At 73.2% G+C, this 22,449-nt stretch carries 18 protein-coding genes; 9 read left to right on the forward strand and 9 right to left on the reverse strand.

Annotated features, from left to right (window positions below; translation table 11 throughout):
• Positions 1 to 101: 101 nt before the first annotated feature.
• Complete coding sequence (locus tag IO40_RS0108205) at positions 102 to 1,382, reverse strand: ABC transporter substrate-binding protein (protein ID WP_031175162.1); 1,281 nt, start codon at positions 1,380 to 1,382, stop codon at positions 102 to 104.
• 910 nt (positions 1,383 to 2,292) lie between these two features.
• Here IO40_RS0108205 and IO40_RS0108210 point away from each other — a divergent pair.
• Complete coding sequence (locus IO40_RS0108210; protein ID WP_030406259.1) at positions 2,293 to 3,294, forward strand: LacI family DNA-binding transcriptional regulator; 1,002 nt, start codon at positions 2,293 to 2,295, stop codon at positions 3,292 to 3,294.
• An 11-nt stretch (positions 3,295 to 3,305) separates the two neighbouring features.
• Here the strand turns inward: IO40_RS0108210 and IO40_RS0108215 are convergent, their stop codons facing one another.
• From IO40_RS0108215 to IO40_RS0108230, 4 genes are read right to left on the reverse strand one after another with little or no spacing between them, the layout of a single operon-like run.
• Positions 3,306 to 4,328, reverse strand: a complete 1,023-nt coding sequence (locus tag IO40_RS0108215) for a tocopherol cyclase family protein (protein ID WP_031175163.1) — start codon at positions 4,326 to 4,328, stop codon at positions 3,306 to 3,308.
• Positions 4,325 to 5,392 (reverse strand): polyprenyl synthetase family protein, encoded by a 1,068-nt coding sequence (locus IO40_RS0108220; RefSeq protein WP_016467182.1) that lies wholly within the window; start codon positions 5,390 to 5,392, stop codon positions 4,325 to 4,327. Before IO40_RS0108220 ends, IO40_RS0108215 begins: the two co-directional genes overlap by 4 nt.
• Positions 5,389 to 6,555: a prenyltransferase gene (locus tag IO40_RS34785; protein WP_016467183.1), complete on the reverse strand. Its 1,167-nt coding sequence runs from the start codon at positions 6,553 to 6,555 to the stop codon at positions 5,389 to 5,391. The genes IO40_RS0108220 and IO40_RS34785 overlap by 4 nt, the downstream gene beginning before the upstream one ends.
• Positions 6,552 to 7,637 carry a methyltransferase gene (locus IO40_RS0108230; RefSeq protein WP_041968482.1) on the reverse strand — a complete coding sequence of 362 codons (1,086 nt, stop codon included), beginning with the start codon at positions 7,635 to 7,637 and terminating at the stop codon, positions 6,552 to 6,554. Before IO40_RS0108230 ends, IO40_RS34785 begins: the two co-directional genes overlap by 4 nt.
• Before the next feature lie 189 nt (positions 7,638 to 7,826).
• On the opposite strand from IO40_RS0108230, the gene hppD reads away from it, so the two are divergent.
• From hppD to IO40_RS0108255, 5 genes are all read left to right on the forward strand, one after another.
• Complete coding sequence (hppD, locus tag IO40_RS0108235; protein ID WP_031175164.1) at positions 7,827 to 9,005, forward strand: 4-hydroxyphenylpyruvate dioxygenase; 1,179 nt, start codon at positions 7,827 to 7,829, stop codon at positions 9,003 to 9,005.
• A 38-nt stretch (positions 9,006 to 9,043) separates the two neighbouring features.
• Positions 9,044 to 9,775: a demethylmenaquinone methyltransferase gene (locus IO40_RS0108240; protein ID WP_031031159.1), complete on the forward strand. Its 732-nt coding sequence runs from the start codon at positions 9,044 to 9,046 to the stop codon at positions 9,773 to 9,775.
• Positions 9,772 to 11,046, forward strand: a complete 1,275-nt coding sequence (locus tag IO40_RS0108245; protein WP_031175165.1) for a geranylgeranyl reductase family protein — start codon at positions 9,772 to 9,774, stop codon at positions 11,044 to 11,046. The genes IO40_RS0108240 and IO40_RS0108245 overlap by 4 nt, the downstream gene beginning before the upstream one ends.
• A 218-nt stretch (positions 11,047 to 11,264) precedes the next feature.
• Positions 11,265 to 12,998, forward strand: coding sequence for an aa3-type cytochrome oxidase subunit I (ctaD, locus tag IO40_RS0108250; RefSeq protein ID WP_016467188.1), 1,734 nt, complete (start codon positions 11,265 to 11,267; stop codon positions 12,996 to 12,998).
• 4 nt (positions 12,999 to 13,002) lie between these two features.
• On the forward strand, positions 13,003 to 13,371 hold the full coding sequence (locus IO40_RS0108255) for a hypothetical protein (protein WP_030406253.1): 369 nt from the start codon (positions 13,003 to 13,005) through the stop codon (positions 13,369 to 13,371).
• A gap of 69 nt (positions 13,372 to 13,440) precedes the next feature.
• Here the strand turns inward: IO40_RS0108255 and IO40_RS0108260 are convergent, their stop codons facing one another.
• Positions 13,441 to 13,860 (reverse strand): CBS domain-containing protein, encoded by a 420-nt coding sequence (locus tag IO40_RS0108260; protein ID WP_016467190.1) that lies wholly within the window; start codon positions 13,858 to 13,860, stop codon positions 13,441 to 13,443.
• Between the two features lie 191 nt (positions 13,861 to 14,051).
• On the opposite strand from IO40_RS0108260, the gene IO40_RS0108265 reads away from it, so the two are divergent.
• On the forward strand, positions 14,052 to 14,507 hold the full coding sequence (locus IO40_RS0108265; RefSeq protein WP_031175166.1) for an archease: 456 nt from the start codon (positions 14,052 to 14,054) through the stop codon (positions 14,505 to 14,507).
• Between the two features lie 79 nt (positions 14,508 to 14,586).
• Here IO40_RS0108265 and IO40_RS0108270 read toward each other — a convergent pair whose 3' ends face one another.
• The 3 genes from IO40_RS0108270 to IO40_RS0108280 all read right to left on the reverse strand — a co-directional run bounded on the left by IO40_RS0108270 (position 14,587) and on the right by IO40_RS0108280 (position 19,301).
• A complete protein-coding gene (locus IO40_RS0108270) occupies positions 14,587 to 15,999 on the reverse strand; it encodes an RtcB family protein (protein ID WP_031175167.1) in 1,413 nt (470 codons plus the stop codon).
• 756 nt (positions 16,000 to 16,755) lie between these two features.
• The gene (locus IO40_RS0108275; RefSeq protein ID WP_031031146.1) at positions 16,756 to 17,823 is read right to left on the reverse strand and encodes a CobW family GTP-binding protein; all 1,068 of its coding nucleotides are present in this window, start codon (positions 17,821 to 17,823) and stop codon (positions 16,756 to 16,758) included.
• Positions 17,820 to 19,301 carry an amidohydrolase family protein gene (locus IO40_RS0108280; RefSeq protein WP_031175168.1) on the reverse strand — a complete coding sequence of 494 codons (1,482 nt, stop codon included), beginning with the start codon at positions 19,299 to 19,301 and terminating at the stop codon, positions 17,820 to 17,822. Before IO40_RS0108280 ends, IO40_RS0108275 begins: the two co-directional genes overlap by 4 nt.
• A 433-nt stretch (positions 19,302 to 19,734) precedes the next feature.
• On the opposite strand from IO40_RS0108280, the gene IO40_RS33320 reads away from it, so the two are divergent.
• Positions 19,735 to 21,411, forward strand: a complete 1,677-nt coding sequence (locus IO40_RS33320) for a nucleobase:cation symporter-2 family protein (protein ID WP_031175169.1) — start codon at positions 19,735 to 19,737, stop codon at positions 21,409 to 21,411.
• A 138-nt stretch (positions 21,412 to 21,549) separates the two neighbouring features.
• A complete protein-coding gene (locus IO40_RS0108290; RefSeq protein ID WP_051698196.1) occupies positions 21,550 to 22,287 on the forward strand; it encodes a GntR family transcriptional regulator in 738 nt (245 codons plus the stop codon).
• The last annotated feature ends 162 nt before the right edge of the window (positions 22,288 to 22,449 follow it).

Genomic DNA, 22,449 nt, shown 5'->3' on the forward strand with positions numbered 1-22,449 from the left:
CTGCTGCTCGTCGGCCCGTTCGCGGTCCCGTCGCGCGGGGCGGCGGCCCGGTCACGGAACCGGGCCCGCCGGCCGGGTGCCGGCGGCGGTGTCCGGTTGCGTCAGCCGAGCCTCAGCAGCCGGTTGCATTCCTCGGCGGCACGCTTGAGTGCCTTCTCGGGCGACTCGTCCCCGCGCAGCGCCCGGGTGACGGCGTTCTGCAGGGCGGTCTTCATGTCCTCGCTCAGCAGGACGGGGGTGTAGTTGACGGCCGTGTCCAGGGACTTGGCGGAGGCGATGCGCACCCGCGTCTTGTCGGTGCCGTCCTGCCGGGTGAAGTACTCCGTGTCCAAGGCGCCCTTGGTGCTGGGGAAGACGGTCGTCTCGTGGGCGAACGCCATCTGGTTCTCGGCGTTGGTCACGAAGTGGGCGAAGGCGACGGCGGTGGCCTTGTTGTCGCCCGCCGCGTTGACCATCAGGCCCTGGACGTACATGTTGGGGCTGCCCGTGTTGTTGGGCGCGTCCGTGATGCCGATGTTCTTGTAGAGGCTCGGGGCGTCCTTCTTGAACTTGTCCAGGTCCAGGGCGCTGCCGGGGTTCATGGCCACGGACTGCTGCATGAACTTCCGCCCCGCCTGCTCGGGCGTGGAGGTGAACGCCTGCCGGTCCAGCGCCCCGGCCTGGTACAGCTTCTTGTAGCGCCTCAGCAACTCGACGCCCTTGGGCTCGTCGAAGGTGAAGGCGGTGCCGGACTTGTTCATCAGCCGCACCCCGTAACGGCCGAAGTCCTCGATCGTGGGGACACTCGCCAAAGTGGCGATCCTCCCCTTGCTGCGCTTCGCCATCGTCAGCGCGTCGCGGAAGAGTTCGTCGTAGGTGCGGGGCGGATCGTCGGGGTCGAGACCGGCTTGTGCGAAGAGTTTCTTGTTGTAGAACAGCGGCCCGGTGTTCAGGTACCAGGGAAAGGCGTAGGTGCCTTTCATCCCCGGTATCCGGGAGCTCTTCCACGCGGCCGGCAGGTACTCGTCACGGTACTGCGGGGCGGCGCGGTCGAGGTCGAGCGCCAAGTGCGCCTTCGCCAGGGGGGCGGCGAGATCCGGTGAGACGTTCACGACATCGGGGAGGGTGCCGCCGGCGGCGTCCGCGCTGATCTTGTCCGCGTAGCCCTCGGCCGGCTGGTCGATCCACTTCACATGGGTGCCGGGGTACTTCTTCTCGAAGTCGTCGATCAGCTTCTCGAAGTAGTCGCGGTAGGCGGCCCGCAGGCTCCACGTCTGGAAGGTGATCGTGCCGCGTATCTCGCCCTCGGCGCTGGTGGTGTCCACGTTCTGCGTTCCCACGGTGCAGGCGGAGAAGGCGAGGACGCCGACGAGGGCGAGGGCGGCTATGCGGAACTTGCGCACGGCGTACGGCTCCTTCGAGGAGAACGGGAACACGCCGTGGAGCGACCGCCGCGGGACGGTGCCGTCGGGAACGGGCAGCCCCCGGCGAGGCGGCGCTGACATCGATGTCAGGCGTCGGCGCCGAGGGATAAGCTGCATTGCCGCGGCGGGAAAGTCAATAGCCGGGTAAATCCCGCGACTCCCCTCGAACGCTCTCCCCGAACCGATCCTCCGCCAGGTCTTGCTCTCGGAGCTAATGCGCTTTAGCGTGATCCCGCTTTAGCGCTTTAGCGCGACCGGTACGGCGCCGCCACCGCCGGCTGCGGCCCTGCCCGGTGCCGGTACGCCCGGCCTGCCGGACACCGATACGCTCGGCGGCGACGGCCGGAGACGGCGGGGCGGTTGGCGGCGGGGCTCCTGGCCGGGCCCGACGGATGACGGTCCAAGGGCCGATGGGCGTCTGGGGGCCGGGCCGGACGGGCCGGCGCCCTGCTGAGGCTGACGGACACCGGAAACACCGAAGGACGGGGTGGGGCTGCGAGTGGATACCGCGAACGCGGCGGGCGCTGCCGGGACGACCGGCTCCGGCACCGCCGGGACCGGCGGCAGCGCCCCGGCACCACCGGCCGGAGCCCCGGAGCCGTCCGGCCACGTCCCCGGCACGCGGAAGGTCACCGCGACCGGCACCACCGGGATCGGTGCCGCCGCACCCGAAACCACCGCGACCGGTACCACCGGAGCCGGTACCACCGCACCCGATCCGCGCGCGGCGTCCGATCCGCGCGCGGCGTCCGGCGCTGACGCGCGCAGCACGGCCGGGCGGGGTACCGCCCCCCGGGGTACGGAGGCGTCGCGCGCCGGCGCGCCCGGCACGGACGGGCCGAGTGCGCGCGAGCGAGGCGCCGGGGGCCGGGCACGGCGGCGGCCCACCATCAAGGACATAGCCCGGCGGGCGGGGGTGTCGGAGAGCGCCGTCTCGTTCGCGCTCAACGACCGGCCGGGTGTCTCGCAGGCCACCCGCGAGCGGGTGCGCCGGGTGGCCGAGGAAGTCGGCTGGCGGCCCAGCACGGCCGCCCGGGCGCTGTCCGGGGAGGGCGCCGCGACGATCGGCCTGGTGCTGGCGCGTCCGGCACGGATGCTCGGTGTCGAGTCGTTCTTCCTCCAGCTGATCTCCGGTGTGCAGCAGGTGCTGGCAGAGCGCCGTCTCGGACTGCTGTTCCAAGTCGTGGACGAGGTCACCGCCGAGTGCGCCATGTACCGCCACTGGTGGGCGGAGCACCGGGTGGACGGTGTGCTGCTGGTCGATCCCCGGTCGCGGGACCCGCGGCCCGGGGTGCTGGCGTCGCTGGGGCTGCCGGCCGTCGCCATCGGCGGCACCGACAGCGGTGAGAGGCTCTCCGCCGTCGCGGCCGACGACGCGGGGGCCATGGCCCGGATCGTGGCCCATCTGTACGAGCTGGGCCACCGGGACATCGTGCACGTGGCCGGGCTGCCGGGGCTGGCGCACACCGAGCGGCGGATCGCCTCGCTGCGTGCCGAGGCCGAGCGCCGCGGGCTCTCCCGCGTCCGGTCGCTGACCACCGACTACTCGGACACCGAGGGCGCCGAGGTGACACGCCGTCTGCTGGCGGAGGAACGTCCGCCGACCGCGGTGGTCTACGACAACGATGTGATGGCCGCCGCCGGGGTGGCCGCCGCCGCGGAGCGCGGACTGTCGGTCCCCGGCGATCTGTCGCTGGTGTCGTGGGAGGACTCGGTGCTGTGCCGCATGGTGCATCCCTGGCTGACGGCACTCGCCCGGGACCCGGTCGCCTTCGGCCGCACCGCGGCGCAGGAGCTGACCCGGCTGCTGGACGGCTGTGCGGCCCGTACGGTGCGGGTGCCGCTGCCCGAGCTGCTGGTGCGGGAGAGCACGGCCGCGCCCCGCGCCTGAGCCGTCCTCTCTCAGCCGGCCGCCAGGCCACCCGTCTCCAGGCTGGCCAGAGCGGACTCCCCCGCGTACCGCAGCCGCCCGTCCTGCCGCACCGTCACGTGCAGCCGGCCGGCCAGGTGCTGGACGGAGCTGCCGAAGCGGTGCCGCTCCAGACGCGGCACGGGAAGGTAGTACGCCCTGCCCCCGGGCGCGGTGCCGGTCAGCTCCACCCGGTGCCGGGCGGAGCGGCCGGCGAGGTGCCAGGTGCCGTCGCGCACGGTGGCCCGCACGAGGGCGGCGGGCGGAAAGAGGCCGATCGTCTCGTCGCCGGCGCGCACCACGAGGCCGTTGACCCGCAGGGTGAGCCCGCCGCGGCCGAGACTGCCGCCCGCGAAGGCCACGCACAGGTCCTCGCGGTCGAAGCCGTGGGCCTGGCCCCACCACCAGGCGGGCGGGAAGCCGCGGCCCCACGACTTCTCGGCGTAGACCTGGCTGCCGGACAGGTCCCACACCTCGTCCGCCAGTCGGGCGACGCCCTCCACGCGGGCGCCGAAGAGGTGCGGGTGCCAGTAGTGGTTGAGGCCGGGGACGGCGGAGAAGACGCTGGTGCCCGGCAGGAGGCGGCGCGGCGGCCAGGTGTGCTCGGGACGCAGGGCGCAGCGGATGTCCACGTCGTCACCGATGCGGACCCGCAGCCGCTTGCCGTCCAGTGCCAGGGCGGGCAGCGCGCTGATGCGGTAGGCGGCGGTGTCGTCCCAGGCGCCGTCCACGCTGGCGGAGCGGATCAGCCCCGAGGGGTGCGCGGCGACCACGACCGTGGCCCACGGTGGTCCGGGCGGGTGGTTGACGCCGCAGGCGACGAGGAGCACCCTGCCGCGCCCGGGGTCGGTGAACCGCCACAGGTAGCCCTCCATGGGGGCCCGGTGGGAAGGCAGCGGGTCACCGCCGGGCAGGTCGGCCCCGGTGCCGCGCCACAGGTCGCGCAGCCGCGTGGAGCGGGGGACGGCGGGTTCGCTGGCCCGTTCCGCGAGGCGGGCCCGGTGGCCGGCCCTCATTGTTCCCGTGCCGTCAGGTAGTGGGCCATGGCGTGCAGTTCGGTGCGGGTGTGCTCGGGCATCGGCAGTCCGGCGACGGCCGCCAGCGCGGCTTCCTGCTGACGGCGTGCCTCTGCTTCGGCCGCGGCCCGCCCGCCGGCCGCCTCGGTCAGTTCCAGCGCGGTGGGCAACTCCGCCTCGCCGAGCCGTCCCCGGTGGCGGTGCAGCAGTGCGGCGAGGCGGTCGCCGGCCGGGGTGCCGGAGGCGAGGGCGGCGATGACGGGCAGGGTCCTGCGGCCCTCGCTCAGGTCGGAGCCGACGGGTTTGCCCGTCGCGGACTGCCGTCCCCACAGGCCGATCACATCGTCGGCGCACTGGAAGGCGACGCCGATGCGGCGCCCGAACAGTGCCAGGCGGGCCACCTGCCGCGGGCCGCCGCCGGCCAGCAGCGCGCCGAGGGCGGTGGCCCCGGCGAGGAGGGCGCCGGTCTTGGCGGCTGCCGCGCGGCGGTAGTCGGCGAGGGTCACCGCGCCGGGTCCGCTCCAGGGAGCACGGGTGAAGGCGTGGTCGGACGCCTGTCCGTGCAAGGTGGCGAGCATGGCGCGGGTCAGCAGGGTGACGGCCCAGGTGGAGCGGGGGGTGTGCGGGGCGGCCAGGGTGTCGGCGGCCAGGACGTAGAGGCCGTCGCCGGTGAGCAGGGCGGCGCCGGTGCCGTACTGCTGCCAGACCGTGGGACGGCCCCGGCGCGTGGTGTCGCCGTCCATGATGTCGTCGTGGACCAGGGCGAAGTTGTGGACCAGTTCGACGGCCACGGCACCCGGTACGGCGTGCCGGGGCGGTGCGCCGAGGGCTTCGGCGGCGAGGAAGGTGAGCGCGGGGCGTACGGCCTTGCCGGTGCGGGCCCGTTCGGCGGGGTCTCCCCCGGGGCCCCACCAGCCCAGGTGGTAGCCGCTCATGAGGGCGAGGTGGCGGGGCAGCCGGTCCACGGCGGCGCGGAGGGCGGGTTCGATCCGGGCGTAGGCGCGTCGGCAGACCGATACGGCGATCTCGTGAGCCTTCGCCGCCGGGCCCGCCGCCCCGGTCATCGCGCCTCACGCTCCGTGGGCGCGAGGCCCGCCTCGGCCGTGGCCGTCCCGCCGGCGGTGGTCTCCGGGGCCGCCGGCCGCTGCCCGGCGCGGGTCCGCCGTGCCGTGCGGCGGCCGGCGGTGACGGCCCGGTACAGCCACAGGGCGAACAGCGCGGTGGTGCCGGCGGCGAGCGCTGTCCACAAGGCGGGCGCGGGGCGTCCGCGCAGCGCCAGGTCGGCCAGCAGCGCGAGCATCGTCAGACAGGTGGTGAGCGGCAGTTGCATGGACGCCCAGAAGGTGACGTCGTCCGAGCGGCGGGCGTCGTCCATGGCGCCGGTCAGGAGGCTGCGCACCACGTGCGCGGCGACGGGCGCGACCAGCAGCTGGGCCCCGGCCACCAGGGGCGGCAGGAGCCCCGCGGTGGCCAGTGCGGCCACACCGGTGTAGAGGGCGAGCTGTCCGGCCGCGTACAGCCGCATCAGCCGGCGCGGGCCGAGCGTGCCGGCGAGGGTGGCCTTGCCGACGAGGGCGTCGCCCTCGATGTCGGCGAGGTTCATCACGAGGCAGCGCAGCACCTGGAGGGCCGCGACGAATCCGGTGCACCACAGCAGGGCCGGGCTCGGCGGCCCGGACTGCAAGGCGGCGGCCAGCAGCGGGCCCATCCCGTAGAGGACGGCCGCGCAGCTGAGCTCGCCCAGGGCGTGGTAGTTCAGGCGCAGCGGCGGCGCGGTGTAGAACCAGGCGAGCGCGGTGAGCGCCGCGGCCAGCAGCCGGGTGGCGGGGGTCGGCATGAGGGCGATGAGCCCCAGCGAGGTGAACAGCAGGACGAAGGCCGCGCCGATGCTGGTCGCGGGGCTCAGCAGTCCGTCGACGAGGACGCGGCTGCCGCCGGTCCAGGTGGTGGGCCGCGGGTTGGCCCGGTCGGCCTCCAGGTCGAAGTACTCGTTGCAGAAGTGGGTCATCAGGTGCGTGGACCAGGCGAAGGCCAGCGTCAGCAGGTACCAGGGCAGGGAGAAGGTCCCGGTGGCGTGGACGGCGAGGGTCACGCCGAATCCGGTCACCATCATGCTCTGGAAGAGGAACTTCACCCGGGCCAGCTTGACGAGGGCCGCGAACGAGCCGGGGGCCGGGGAGGCGTGCACCGGCGGGGCCGCACCACCCCGCCGTCCCGCATCGTTCATGTGTCCTGCTTGGTGGCGACGAGGATGCCGTGGGGGGTCCAGCCCGGTACCTCGATGCGTTCGATGCCGGTGAACCCGGCCTCGCGCAGGCACTCCTCGTGCAGCCGCCAGGGGTAGATCATGCCGCCCTCGGCGGGCAGGGACGCGAAGTAGACGCTGTCCAGGGCGGCCACCAGGGGGCCGTCCCCTTCGTCGTCGGACATGGAGTTGAAGATGACGACCCGGCCGCCGGCGTCGAGCGCGTCGTGGGCCTTGCGGAGCAGCGTGGTGTTCTCCTCGGGTGTCCAGATGACGAGCTGGTGGGCGAACAGGACGCAGTCGTTCCCGGTGGGGAAGGGGTCGGCGAACATGTCGCACGGCTGGACGGTGACGCGGTCGTCCAGCCCGGCCTCGGCGATCCGCTTCTCCGTCAGCGGGGCCGAGGAGGGGATCTCCAGGACGGTGGCCCGCAGCCCGGGGTGGCGTCGGGCCAGAGCGATGGTGTTGACGGCGTCCCCGCCGCCGCAGTCGAGCAGCCGGGTGGTGCCCGTCAGGTCGAGGGAGTCCACGAGGTGTTCGTTGGCCAGCTCGGACCAGGACCGCATGTACCGGTAGAACACCTTCTCCAGGTGCGGGTGCCGGCTGAACCGGTGGTAGAGGTCGGGGTGGTCGCCCGGGATGCGGCGGAGTCCGACGTTGGTGTTCTCGCGGAGGGAGGCGGCGAAGTCGGCCTGGCCGGGGTAGACGATGTGCTGTTCGAAGGCCACGGTGTCCTTCACCTTGTCCCAGGTGCCGTCCTGGGCCAGTGAGGTGAGCAGTCCGGCCGCCCGGTAGCGGCCCTCCTCCTTGCGGGTGAGTCCGAGCGCTGTGCAGCCCAGCAGCAGGATGTCGGCGGCGCGTTCGGCGAGGCCGAGTTCCTCGCGGATCTCCTGGACGGTGAGCGGTCCGCGGTCCATGAGCAGATCGAGCAGGCCGAGTTCGCAGGCGGCGTTGAGGTGCTGGAACGCCGCGTGTCCGAACAGGAGGAGGGACAGCCGGTCCATGTCCAGCTCCGGCGGCTGTCCACCGCCGCCGGGAGCCGCCGCGTTCGTCGGGGAGGTCATCGCGGGAATGGTCATGGGTTTCCCTCTAACCGTTCGATGCTCATGGAGTTTGTCGAAGGTGTGTTCGCGTACCACCGGGTCGCACGCGACGCCGAACCAGCGGAAACCCGCAAGACGGACAATACTCACTATAGCCGCACATGGCTTCATATAGTGAGACCAGACCGCCATCGACGCTGGGAAGCCGTCATGAAACCCACCGCACTCGACGCCGCCCCCGACACCGGCACCACCGCCCGTCCCGCCACCGCCCGGCCGGCCGACGGCGCACGGCCCTGGGACATCGACGGCATCGACCACATCCGGCTCTGCGTCGGCAACGCCCGCCAGGCCGCGCACTTCTACATCACCGCCTTCGGCATGGAACCGACGGCGTGCCGCAGACCCGAGAACAACCCGGACGGCCACGCCGAGTACGTCCTGACCTCAGGCAGCGTGCGCTTCGTGATCACCGGCGGCGGCGAACCGGACAGCCCCGCGACCCGGTGGGCGGCCACCCACGGGGACGGCGTCAGCGACATCGCCCTGCGGGTCCGCAACCTGGACGAGGGCCTGGCGTACGCCGAACGCGCGGGCGCCACCGTCCTTGCGGAACCGCGCGAGGAGCGGGACCGGCACGGAACGGTACGCACCGCCGCCATCGCCACCTACGGGGAGCTGCGCCACACCCTCGTGGAGCGCGGCTCCTACCGGGGCCCCTTCCTGCCCGGCTTCGAGGCGCCCGCCCCCGCCTCCCCCCGGCCCGCGGGACCCCGCCTCTTCGAGCGGATCGACCACGTGGTGGGCTGCGTCGAGCTCGGCCTGCTGGACGAATGGGTCGACTTCTACCGCCGCACCATGGGCTTCGGCACCATGGCCGAATTCATCGGCGACGACATCGCCACCCGGTACTCCGCGCTGATGAGCAAGGTGGTCACCGACGGCTCCCACAAGGTCAAGCTGCCGCTGAACGAACCGGCACCCGGCGAGCGCCGCTCCCAGATCGACGAGTACCTCGCCTACCACCGGGGCCCCGGCACCCAGCACATCGCGCTGGAGACCGAGGACATCCTCGCCGCCACCGACGCGCTGCGCGCCGCCGGCATCGACTTCCTGCCCACCCCGCACACCTACTACGACGATCCCGTCCTGCGCGCACGGATCGGCTCCGTCCGGGTGGACATCGACGAGCTGCGCTCCCGCGGCATCCTGGTGGACCGGGACGAGGACGGCTATCTGCTCCAGATCTTCACCCGCCCGCTGGTCGACCGGCCGACGTTCTTCGTCGAGCTGATCGAACGCCACGGCAGCCAGGGCTTCGGCAAGGGCAACTTCATGGCCCTCTTCGAGGCCGTCGAACGCGAACAGGAACTCCGCGGCAACCTGTGAGCCGCACTTCCCCCGCCACCCCTCCCCCAGGAGCACCCATGCCGAGGGCGACGCTCGCCAGACGACCCGACGACGTGTCCGCGATGTTCGACCAGGCCGCGCGGCGCTACGACCTGACCAACACCCTGCTGTCCGCGGGCCGGGACCGGATGTGGCGGGCCCGCACCCGCGAGGCGCTCGCGCTGCTGCCCGGGGAACGCTGCCTGGACGTGGCCTGCGGCACCGGCGTCTCCACCGAGGAGCTCGCCCGCTCCGGCGCCACCGTTATCGGCGTCGACCGGTCGCCCGGCATGGTCGCCCGCGGTGCGGGGCGGCCCGTCGGTCTGCGGGTCGCCGACGCCCTCGACCTGCCCTTCCAGGACGGCGAGTTCGACGCGGTGACCATCATGTTCGGGCTGCGCAACGTGGTGGACGCGCCGGCCGCACTGCGCGAGATGGCCAGAGTGGTGCGGCCCGGCGGACGGCTCGTCGTCTGCGAGTTCAGCCATCCGCTGAACCCCCCGTTCCGCACCCTCTACCTGCGGTATCTGATGGGCGGGCTGCCCCGGATCGCCCGCCGGGTGTCGAGCAACCCGGACGCCTACACCTATCTGGCCGACACCATCCGTGCCTGGCACGACCAGCCGGGGCTCGCCGCCGTCATCGCCGCCAACGGCTGGAGCCGCGTCTCCTGGCGGAACCTGACCGGAGGCATCGTCGCCCTGCACCGCGCCGTACGCCCCGCCTCCGGCACGCCCGACCGCACCCCGCAGAAGGCGGCCGTCGGATGAGCCCGGCGGCGGACGGCGCCCGGATCGTCGTCGTGGGCGCGGGGCCCGGCGGAGCCACGGCCGCCTGCCACCTGGCACGGCAGGGCCTTGAGGTGACCTTGGTGGAGAAGTCCGCCTTCCCCCGGGAGAAGGTCTGCGGCGACGGTCTGACCCCCCGCGCGGTACGGCACCTGGTCCGGATGGGCATCGACACCTCCGGCCCGGGCTGGATGCGCAACCGCGGGCTGCGGTTCGTCTCCCGGGGGCAGACCCTCGAACTCGACTGGCCCGAGAGCGGCCGGTTCCCCGGCTACGGCCTCACCCGGAGGCGCGAGGACTTCGACGAGCTCCTCGCCCGGCACGCCGAAGCGGCCGGGGCCCGCCTGCTCACCAGGACGAAGGCCACCGGGCCGCTGCGGGACCGGGCCGGGCGGGTCACCGGCGTCTCGGTGACCGGTCCCGACGGCACCCCGCGCGAGCTGGGCGCCGAGCTGGTGCTGGCCGCCGACGGGGTCGCCGGACGGCTGGCGGTGGCCGTCGGTATCGAACGGCTGAAGAAGCGGCCCGTCGGCACCGCCGTACGCCGCTACTACCGCAGCCCCGCCAAGCACCGCGACCCGTATCTGGAGACCTGGCTGGACCTGCGCCGGGAGGACGGCCGCATCCTCCCCGGCTACAGCTGGATCTTCCCGCTGGGCGACGGGCGGGTCAACGTCGGACTCGGCGTCCTCAACGACTCCCGCACCGGGACGATGGAGACCCGCAGACTGCTCGACACCTGGCTGGCCCGCACCCCCGGCGAATGGGGCCTGGGCGAGGCGGACAACGCCGACGGGCCACTGCGCGGCGCGGCCCTGCCCATGGGCTTCAACCGCGTCCCCCACTACCGGGACGGACTGCTGCTGATCGGGGACGCCGGCGGCATGGTCAACCCCTGCAACGGCGAGGGCATCGCCTACGCCATGGAGTCGGCCGAGCTGGCGGCCGAAGTGGTGGCACAGGCGCTGGCCCGCCCCGCCGGACCCTCCCGCGAACGGGCCCTGGAACAGTACCCGGCACAGATGGCGCACCGGCTGGGCCGCTACTACCGGCTCGGCCGCGGCTTCTCCGCCCTGATGGCACGCCCGGCCTTCACCTCCCTCGTCACCCAGAACGCCGTCAGGTCCCCCGGCGCGATGCGCTTCATGGTGCGGCTGCTGTCGAACCTGACCGACACCCCGGCCTCGGACGCGCTGGACCACGCCGTCAACACCCTCATCCGGGTGACTCCGGCGCCCCGGCCGGTGCCCTGAGCCGTCGCCCCGGCACCGGGCCGTCGACTCCGCGCCGCGCGCGCCCACCTATGGATGAATGCCGGGCCCGGGCACCCGGGCACGCTGTAGTGGCCGCCTGCGGTGCCGGACATGTCCGGCACCGCCCCCCCGGGGCGTACCGGACGGCCGCGCAACGGCCGGCCGCGCCCCGGACACGGGATCGACGCGCACGAGGACACGAGGAAGAGGGCCCGAAGGTGGCAGTACAGACGGAGGCGCGCACGCCAACGGCACCGCGTCCGCCCCGGCGGCCGGGGAACGTCGTGGTCACATGGCTGACCACGACGGACCACAAGAAGATCGGTTCGCTGTACATGATCAGCTCGTTCGTCTTCTTCCTGGCGGGCGGGCTGTTGGCGTTGTTCATGCGTATCGAACTCGCCCGCCCCGGCATGCAACTGCTCTCCAACGAGCAGTTCAACCAGTTCTTCACGATGCACGGCACCGTGATGATGCTGTTCTTCGCCACCCCCCTGTTCGCGGGGTTCGCCAACGCCATCATGCCGTTGCAGATCGGCTCCCCCGATGTCGCCTTCCCGCGGCTGAACATGCTCTCCTACTGGCTCTACCTGTTCGGCGGGCTGCTGGCCATCGGCGGATTCCTGACCCCGAACGGCGCCGCCGACTTCGGGTGGTTCGCCTACACACCGCTCTCGGACGCCGTCCGCTCCCCCGGTGTCGGCGGCGACCTGTGGGTGATGGGGCTGGCGCTGTCCGGCTTCGGCACCATCCTGGGTGCCGTCAACTTCGCGACCACCATCATCTGTATGCGCGCCCCCGGCATGACGATGTTCCGCATGCCGATCTTCACCTGGAACGTGCTGCTCACCAGCGTCCTGGTGCTGATGGCCTTCCCCGTGCTGGCCGCCGCCCTCTTCGCACTGGAGGCCGACCGCAAGTTCGGGGCGCACGTCTACGACGCGGCCAACGGCGGGCCCCTGCTGTGGCAGCACCTGTTCTGGTTCTTCGGGCACCCCGAGGTCTACATCATCGCGCTGCCGTTCTTCGGCGTCGTCTCCGAGATCATCCCCGTCTTCGCCCGCAAGCCGATGTTCGGCTACATCGGTCTGATCGGGGCCACCATCGCCATCGCCGGACTGTCGGTGACCGTATGGGCGCACCACATGTTCGTCACCGGGGCCGTGCTGCTGCCGTTCTTCTCCTTCCTGTCGTTCCTGATCGCCGTACCCACAGGGGTGAAGTTCTTCAACTGGATCGGCACCATGTGGAAGGGCTCGCTCTCCTTCGAGACACCGATGCTGTGGGCCACCGGCTTCCTGGTCACCTTCCTGTTCGGCGGGCTGACCGGAGTGCTGCTGGCCTCACCGCCGATGGACTTCCACGTCTCGGATTCGTACTTCGTCGTCGCGCACTTCCACTACGTCGTCTTCGGCACCGTCGTCTTCGCCATGTTCGCCGGGTTCTACTTCTGGTGGCCGAAGTTCACCGGCCGGATGCTGGACGAACGCCTGGGGAAGATCCACTTCTGGATCCTGTTCATCGGCTTCCACCTCACCTTCCTGGTCCAGCACTGGCTGGGCGCCGAAGGGATGCCGCGCCGCTACGCCGACTATCTGGCCGCCGACGGCTTCACCGCCCTCAACACCGTCTCCAGCATCGGCGCCTTCCTCCTCGGTGCCTCCACCCTGCCATTCCTCTACAACGTGTGGCGGACCGCCAAGCACGGGGAAGCCGTCACCACCGACGACCCCTGGGGCTACGGCCGTTCCCTGGAATGGGCCACCTCCTGCCCGCCGCCCCGGCACAACTTCTGCACGCTGCCGCGCATCCGCTCCGAGTCACCGGCCTTCGACCACCACCACCCGGAGGTCTCCGAACTCGACCAGGCCCAGTGGCTCGGCCGCCGCGACGCCGTCGAGCCCGGAGCGGGTGCCGCCCCGCCGTTCGGCCGTGACAAGGGCGGGGCCTGACCCGATGGGCGGCTCCCCCACGGGCAGGCGGCCGGCCCGGGAAGCGGCGGAAGGCATCAACCGGATCGAGGGCTATCTCCTGTGCCAGGCCGAACGCGGGCGGGCCCGCGCCGAGGCGGAGGCGTTCGCGGCACGGCTGCCCTGGCTCACCACCGGTCAGCGGGAGGAGGTCATCCGCGTCTACACCGACGACCGGATGGCGCTCACCCGCCGCGTCCTGCAAGGCGTCGTCGACCGGTGCGCGGAACTGCGCGAGGAGTACACCGCCCGCTATCTGCAACTCCGCCGCCGGGTGCTGGCCCAGGCGGTCCTCGTACTGCTGATGTCCCTCGCCCTGTCCTGCGGCACGCTCCTGATCGCCCGCCACCCGTGAGGGGTCCGGCCCGGCCCCCGTGAGGGGTCCGGGCCGGTGCCGCGGCCACCGGCCGCGGACGCACGCCGCTCAGCGGTTGGGCTCGGCGGAGCTCACGTCGGCGAGGGCGGAGTGCGGGTCCCGCTCCAGCGCCAGATCGCCGATGGTGACCGTACCGACGAGTTCGTCGCCGTCCACGACGGGCAGCCGTCGGACGGCGTTCTCGCGCATCAGCCGCACCGCCTCGTCTATCTCCGCGTCCGGGGCGCAGGTGACCACGTCACTGCTGCACACGTCCTGGGCGTAGGTGGAGTTCACGTCGCGCGCGTCCGCCATGGCGCGGACCACCAGATCCCGGTCGGTGACCACTCCGCGCAGCTGGTCCTGGTCGCTGATCAGCACCTCGCCGAAGTCCTCGTCCCGCATCAGACGCGCGACCTCCGAGAGCGTGGTCCGCGGCTCGACCGTGATCGGGTCGGCCGTCATGATCTCGCTGATGTGCTGGGCCATGATCTTCCTCCTGATCGGCTCACACGGGATTCGCGCCCCTCGCGTAACCAGCGGCGCGCGCACCTACACGTGTGCGGCGCACCGGCCCCCGGGATGCGGGCGCCGCGCCCCGGGCCCAGCCTGGAGAAGGGGGAGCCACCCTGTGACCACCCCGTGCCCGGGAGCGCGGGCGGCGAAGGCAGGCGGTACGGATGGCCGGCGAGACGGGCGACGAACGCGCGGCGCGGCGGCGGGGCGAGGGCGGGCACCGCACCGTTCCGCACACCGCCGACGTACGCATCGAGGCGTGGGGGCCCAGCCGCGAACAGTGCCTGGCCGAGGCGGTGCGCGGGCTGGTGGAGTGCTTCGCCGATCCCTCCCGCGCCACGGCGGAGGCGACGCGTGCGGTCCGCGTGACCGAGCACGGCGACGCGGAGGTGCTGGCCGCGCTGCTGGAGGAGGTCGTCTTCCGGCTGGAGGTGCACGGCGAAGTGCCCGTGGACGTCGAGACGGTGAGCAGCGGCGGCGCGCTGGACGTGCGGCTGTCGGTCGCCGGTCTGGACGCGGTACCGGTCACCGGGGCGCCGCCCAAGGCCGTCTCCTGGAACGAACTGCGGCTGGCGCCGGACGCCCACGGCTGGTCGTGCGCGGTGACCGTGGACGTGTGAGCCCCCACGGCGCCGGCACCACCATGCCGGCACCGTGCCGAGGGTCTGTCCAGGCCTGCCGGAGCGGGACGGCCCCGGGTCAGCCCTTGACCACGCCGAGGGGGACGAGACGGGCGACCTTGCGGCACAGCCCGGCGCCCTCGCTGGCCTCCACCACCTCGTCCACGTCCTTGTACGCCTCGGGGGTCTCCTCCGCCAGACTGCGGGGCGACAGCGGCCGGACCGCGATACCTTCCGCCTCCAGCCGGGCCCTCAGCTCCTTGCCGCCGATCGTGCGGGCGGCCTGGTGCCGGCTCAACGAGCGGCCGGCGCCGTGGCAGGTGGAGTGGAACGCGTCGCCTCGGGCGACCCCTGCCAGGACGTAGGACGCCGTGCCCATCGTGCCCGGGATGAGCACCGGCTGGCCCACGTCGCGCAGGTCCTCGGGCAGCTCCGGGTGGCCGGGCGGGAAGGCGCGGGTGGCGCCCTTGCGGTGCACGCACAGCCGGCGCGGACCGCCGCCGTCGACGGCGTGCTCCTCGATCTTGGCCAGGTTGTGGGAGACGTCGTAGACGAGGGTGAGCCCGCCGCCCGTCTCGCGCCGGAAGACGCGACGCGCCGCCTCGGCCAGCAACTGCCGGTTGGCGCGGCCGTAGTTGGCCGCCGCCGCCATGGCGCCCAGATAGGCACGGCCCTCCGGCGAGTCGGCCGGGGTGCAGGCCAGCAGCCGGTCGGGCACCTGGATGCCGTACCGGGCCATGGCCGCGTCCATGGCCCGCACGTGATCGGTGCAGATCTGGTGGCCGAGTCCCCGCGAACCGCAGTGGATCATCACGCACACCTGGTCCCGGGCCAGCCCGAACGCGGCTGCCACGTCCTCGTCGTACACCTCGGCGACCTGCTGCACCTCCAGGAAGTGGTTGGCGGAGCCGAGGCTGCCGACCTGCGCCAGCCCCCGTTCGCGGGCCCGCTCGCTCACCTGCTCCACGTCCGCGTCGGCGACCGCTCCGCCGTCCTCGCAGCGTGACAGGTCGCGTTCCACGCCGTGTCCACGGCCGACCGCGTACCGGGAACCGCCGTCGAGAAGCGCCTCCAGTTCGGCCCGGCCCAGTTTCCACACCCCGCCGGGACCCGCCCCGCGCGGGATCGCCGCACCGAGTCCGTCCATGACCGCGGGCAGCACGGGGGCCAGGGACCGGGCGCCGTCGTCCGCGGTCAGCAGCCGCACCCCGCAGGAGATGTCGAAGCCGACGCCGCCCGGGGAGATCACACCGCCCTCGGCGACATCGGTGGCCGCCACCCCGCCGATCGGGAAGCCGTAACCCCAGTGGATGTCCGGCATGGCGTAGGAGGCCCCGACGATGCCCGGCAGGCTCGCCACGTTGACGACCTGCTCCAGCGACTTCTCCGCGTCCCGCAGCAGTCCCGGCGAGGCGAACACCACGCCGGGCGCCCGCATCCCGTCGCGCTGGTCGACCCGGAAACGGTAGGGGCGCTCCTGCACGTACTCCATCGCGGCCTCCTGTCCCCCGCGCGGACGGCTTGCGCCGCGTGACGCCCGCCCGGCGTGCCGGTGCGGGCCGCTTCGTCCCGCGGAGGTACCCGTCCCGGGCCCGCCGATGCCCCGGCCCCCGGCATTCCGTCCCCCGGGGTCTGCGGCCCCGTGGTTTCGCCTCCAGCCCGCCGGTTACCCGAGGAGTGATGCACAGACGTTCCTTCGAGGGCCCCCGGCGGGGGCGGTGATCTCCCGCGCAGGGGGCCGGGCACGGTCCGCCGTGGCGCGACGCCGCCGCTTCGCGGGACGGAGACGAACGGTCACGCGGGGTGGTACCGCAGGCCGGCACGGCCGGCGGACACGTGTCCTGCCGACCCGTCCGACACCGCCCGCAAGACGGCTGAGAGACCATGTCCGACAAGCAGCACCCGCAACGCCGACCGGCCTACCGGGAACCCACACCGCCCAACCCCGGCCCCGGCCCGGGTCCGCCCGGCCCGGAGCCCGGTCCCGCGCCGGGACCGGCGCCCGGCCCCGAGCCCGATCCGGTGCCGCCGCAGCCACCGCGTCCGGAACCCGACCCGGTGCCGCCGCGACCGCAGCCACCCACGCCGGGCCCGGCACCGGGACCCGCCCCCGACCCGGTGCCGCCGCCCTACCCGGACATCCCCCGGCGGCCCGACGCCCCGGAGGAGGACCCCGGCTGAGCACGGTGCCGTCCTGCGGACCGGGAGGCCCGCAGGAGGGCACCGGCTCGCGGGCCCGCCCGGGACGTCAAGCGCCGTAGGGAGCGCCTGACGCGGCAGGGCGGCCGGCCACCGCTCCGGTGGCCGGGGTCGTGCATGCGCGCAGGCCCGCTTCCAGCTCCGCGCGGTCGAGACCGCGGCCGATGAGGACGAGCCGGCTGCGGCGCGGCTCGCCCCTCTGCCAGGGCGCACCCTCGCTCAGTTCGTGGAGCCGGTGCAGTCCTTGCAGGACGCAGCGCCTGTCCTCGCCGGCCAGCGCGAGGATGCCCTTGATGCGGTACAGGTCGGGGCCGCGGGCGGCGCCCAGCCGGGCCAGCCATTCCTCCAGCGCCGTCCGGTCCAGGTCCCCGGCGAGTTCGACGCTGACCGAGGTGATGTCCGGATCGTGCCAGTGCCCGCTGTCCTCCTCCAGCCACCGCCGGTCGGCCGTCGAGGCGCGGGCCAGGTCGAAGGCGGCGACGCCGAGGACGGTGTCGAGATCGACGGCCGCGTGCCGGGACGTGCTGATGCCCGCCGTGGCGTTGATGCGGCGCAGCCGTCCGGTGAGCGCCTCGGTCTCCTCCGGGGTGACGAGGTCGGTCTTGTTGACGACGATGCGGTCGGCGAAGGCGATCTGGTCGACCACCTGGTGCGCCGGCCCCGCGTGGCCGAGTCCCGCCTCGTAGGCGTCCAGGTGCACGCCGGCGTGCCGGGCGTCGACCAGGGTGACGACGGCGTCGAGCGCGTAGTGGGCGGCGACCTCGTCGTCCACGAAGAACGTCTGGGCGATGGGGTTGGGGTCGGCCATGCCACTGGTCTCGATCAGGACCCGGTCGAGCCGGTCGCGGGTGCGCAGCCGGCGCAGGATGTCGATGAGGTCGCTGCGCGCCGTGCAGCACAGACAGCAGCCGTTGGCCATCTCGAAGATCTCCTCGTCGGAGGAGATCACGAGGGCGTTGTCCACGGGGATGTCGCCGAACTCGTTCTCGATGACGGCGATGCGCCTGCCGTGCTGCGCGGTGAGGATGTGATTGACGAGCGTCGTCTTGCCGGCTCCCAGGAAGCCGGTCAGGACGGTCACCGGGATCTTTCCGTGCGCGGTGTCGCTGTGTGTCATCGGCTCTCTCCCGAACTCGGGTCGGCGGACCGGGCGGAGGGGACTGGGCGGGCTGGGTGGGCGGCGGTTCGGACGGGGGAACGGGCGAGGACGGCGATCCCTGCGCGGCGCAGCAGCCCTGCGGCGCGCTCCTCCGCCTCCCGGGCGGCCTCCTCCGCGTCGATGCGCAGGCAGTGCCCGTCCTGGTGGACGATCTCGCCGCCGACCATGGTGGTGACGACATCGCAGGCGCGTGCCGCGTACACGAGGGTGCTGATCACGTCGTGCACCGGCCGCAGGTGCGGGGCACCGAGATCGACCACCGCCAGATCGGCGAGCCGCCCCGGCGCCAGGACCCCGGCATCGACGCCGGCGTAGCGGGCGCCCTCGCGGGTGGCCAGCGCCAGCACCTCCCGGGCGGCGAGCACTTCGGGGTCGAGGGTGCGCAGCCGCTGGGCGAGCACGGCCTGTTTCATGCACTCGAACATGTCCTGCCGGTGCCCGCAGCTCGGCCCGTCGGTGCCCAGCGACAGCCGGGCGCCCGCCGCGCGCAGCCGGGGCAGCGGAAGGGTGCCGGAGGCCAGATAGGCGTTGGAGACGGGGTTGTGAGCGACGGCGGCGCCCGAATCGGCGACCCGGCCGGCCTCCTCCTCGTCCAGCCACACGGCGTGGGCGAGCGTGGCCCGCGCGTCCAGCAGTCCCTCACGGGCGAGCCACTGGACGGGCCGCACCCCGTACGCCTCCAGATAGCCGCGCGGATCGGCGCTGCTCTCACAGCAGTGGGTGTGCCAACGGGTGCCCAGTTCGCGGGCGAGCCGCACGGAGGAGCGCACCAGCTCCTGGCCGACATAGGTGAGGTTGAGCGGTGCGGGCCACACCTCGACGCGCGACCCGGGTGGGTGGGCGCTCACCGCGTCACGGGTGAGGGCGAGTTCGTCGGCCGCGGAGTACCGGAAGAGGGCGTCCGGCTGGCCGCGGCGGGCGGCGACGGCGGTGCGCTCCCCGACGATGCCGCGGGCCACCGCCCCCCGCAGCCCCGCTTCCTCGACGGTACGGGCGACGGCGAGCGTCGTCTCCAGGTCGGTGGGCGCGTAGTGGTGGTCGACGACCGTGGTGATCCCGCCGCGCAGTGCCTCGGCCGCGGCGAGGCGGACGCCGGCGACGGCGTCGGGGCCGGTCACGGCGATCGAGTACGGCCACATGAAGGTGCACAGCCAGGGCACGATCGACATGCCTTCGCCGAGGCCCCGCACCAGGGCCTGGTAGAGGTGCGTGTGGCCGTCCACGAAGCCCGGCAGCACGGCGCGTCCCCGGCAGTCGAGGACGGTGCGTGCGCGCCAGTGGGACAGCTCGTCGGCGCGGCCGACGGCGGTGATGCGGTCACCGGTGACGGCCACCGCCCCCGGGTCGTGGACGGTGTGCCCTTCATCGACGGTGACGACTGTGCCGCCGGTGAGCAGGATGTCGCAGTCACCGGGTGGGGCGGGGGCGGTCGGCATGGCGTCTCCCTCCCCTTCCGCCCGAGTGACGGAAGGACGAGCGGGTCCGGCTCGCCGAACGGTTGACCCGCTGTACGGGAGGTCACCGGCGGATGGTCGCACACCCTTCCTGAAGCGGTGCGCCCGCAACATGTAATGTGCCGCGACCGAGCGGTGTCGAGGGTGTTGCGGTGCTCCGTGGCCACAACTGGGCTGGTACGCACGTGAATTCGTCGGTCCAGGGGCGGACCCGGTGAATGCACGGTCCCGGTGGATCGTGCCCCGACGCCTTGACAGCGCGGCACCCGGCTCTACGTTCCCCTGTATTGCATGCAACACGCGGCATGCACCGCCGGTCCGTCCACCGGCCTGCCCGACCCGCGGCCCCGGCATCCGCCGCCCGGCCGCGGCCGAGGAACCCGCCGCACCCGGCGGCGGAGGAGGGAGCGAGGGCATGGTCACCGTCCGCAGCGTCAGGGACCGGTTCCGGCGCCGCAACCACGAAGCGGCCGAAGAAAGCGGGAACTTCGACATCACCGCAGCCACCACCGCCGGCACCACCGCCGGCCCCGCACCCGGCAAGGCGGCCGGCGGCCCCCGCCGCGCCGCTGTGGACGCCGTACCGCCCGTCTGGCGGCTGGCCGTCTACGGCACCCAGCACGTACTCGCCTTCTACGCGGGCGCCATGGTGATGCCGCTGCTGGTCGCCCAGGGACTGGGACTGAGCGGCCCCGACCAGGCGATGGTGGTCAACGCCTCGCTGCTGGCGTGCGGGCTCGCCACCGTTCTCCAGTCGGCGGGGCTGCCCGGCGTGGGCATCCGGCTGCCCGTCGTCCAGGGCCCGGCCACCAGCGCCGTACCGACCCTGATCTCGGCGGGCCTGGCGGCCGGCGGCGCCCACGCGGGGCTGCCGACGGTGTTCGGAGCGGTCATCGCGGCCGGACTCGCGCTGTTCCTCGTCGCCCCGGTGTTCAGCAAACTGGTGCGGTTCTTCCCGCCGTTGGTGACCGGCACCATCGTCACCGTCGTCGGGGTGACGCTGCTGGCGGTGGCCGCCAGACAGGTGGGCGGCGGCGACCCGCAGGCACGTTCCTTCGGCAGCCCGGAACATCTGGGGCTGGCCGGAGCGACGCTGCTGGTCGTGGTGCTGGTGTCCCGTTTCTCACGGGGCTTCGCCGCCACGGTCGCCGTCCTGGTGGGGCTGGCGGCGGGGACGGTGCTGGCGGTGACCACCGGACACGCCGACTTCTCGGGCACCGGCCGGTCGCAGTGGTTCGGGATGACGGAACCCCTGCACTTCGGGGCGCCGCGCTGGGACACCGCCGCCGTGCTGTCGCTCTCCCTGGTGATGGTGGTGATCGCGGTGGAGTCCATCGGCCAGTTCTTCGCGGTGGGGCGCATCGTCGGCCGCGACGTCGGTGAACGCGACGTGGTGCGGGCTCTGCGTGCGGACGGTCTGGGCACCGTCTTCGCCGGGCTGCTCAACTCCTTCCCCAGCACCGTGTTCTCCCAGAACGTGGGGCTCATCCAGCTGACCCGGGTGCGCAGCCGGTGGGTCGTGGTGGCTTCCGGGGTGCTGATGGTCGCGCTCGGGCTGATGCCGCGGGTCGGCGCGGTCATCGCCGCCATGCCCACGTCCGTGCTCGGCGGGGCGACCATCGTGCTGTTCGGGACGATCGCGGTGGTCGGTGTGCAGATCCTGGCCCAGGCGGACCTGGGCGACCGGCACAGCACGCTCGTGGTGGCGGTCAGCCTCGGGGTGGGCTTCCTGCCGACCGTCTATCCGCAGTTCGCCGAACGGCTGCCGGGTGCGCATCTGCATGTAATTTTCGAGAGCGGCATCATCCTCGGCTCGATCACGGCCGTCCTGCTCAACCTGCTCTTTCACCATCTGCGGCTGCCCTGGCAGCAGGAGACGCCAACGCGCGTCCCTGCGCCGCCCGTTGACGGTGCCGCACATCGCATGCAACATGAAGTCGCCGGCCCGACCGGCCCGAACGCCGACCCCGGGGCGGACACCGGGGAGGAAGGTGCCTCACCTGTTCCCGGAGTGGCCGACGAGACGGCCGCACCGGCAGGCGGCCCGGCGACCGCGGCAGGGGTCCCGCCACCCGCCCGGCCCCCGGCCTGACACCCACCCGCCCGGCGACGCCCACCAGGGCACGCCCCGTCCCGCAGCCGCACCGCGCCGGCACGGCGTGGGCCCGGCACCTGCCACATGTCCACGGCCCGCACACGACGGGCCCGCACAGGGGGGAACCGTCCGACAATGCCGATCGAGTCAGCGGTCAGCAGACTGGCCGGGGGCAGCCTGCTGGCCGACCAGGCGTACCGGGAGCTGAAGAGCGCCGTTCTGGCCAACCGGCTGCGCCCCGGCGACGCGCTCTCCGTCCCCGCGCTGGCGGCCCGGATGGGCATCAGCCGCAGCCCCGTCCGCGAGGCCGTCCAGCGCCTCATCCACGACGGACTCGCCACCCACGAACCCCACCGGGGCGCGGTGGTGGCCCGCGTGGACGTGGCGGACGTACGCCAGTTGTACCTGCTGCGCGAGGTGATGGAAGGGCTCGCGGCCCGGCTGGCCACCGAACGGCTCGACGCGGCGAAGGTCGCCGAACTGCGCACCCTGCTGGAGGAGCACGAGCAGGTGGTGACCTGCGGGGACGACGAGGAACGGCACACCCAGATGGACATGGACTACCACCGGCTCATCCGCGAGGTGGCCGGCAACGATCACCTCACCGCCGCCCTCGACACCATCCAGGGCAAGGCGCATCTTGCCCTGCACTCGCTGTGGCGCAGCCCGGAGGCGCAGCGGCTCGCGGTGGCCGAGCACCGGCGCATCTTCGAGGCGATGACCTCCGGCGACCCCCAGGCCGCGGAGGAGGCGGCACGCGAGCACATCCGCCGGCTGCGGATCCGCCTCGCGCAGATGCTGCCCGGCGAGGGCTCATCCGGTGCGCGGATGCCGTCGCACCACGCGGAACGGCGCACGGGCGACGCGGGGTGACCGGGCCGGCCCGGGCGCCCCCTTGCCGCCCCACCGGTGCCGGCACCGCCGGGCCACGCACCACTGCCGGCCGCACCACCATGAGCGGCTGCCCCGGCCACACCGCCCGCCCCAATACCACCGGCCACACCGGAAGTACCGACCGCACCACCGTGATCGGCC

The sequence above is a fragment of the Streptomyces albus subsp. albus genome (genome assembly GCF_000725885.1).
Lineage (GTDB): Bacteria > Actinomycetota > Actinomycetes > Streptomycetales > Streptomycetaceae > Streptomyces > Streptomyces albus.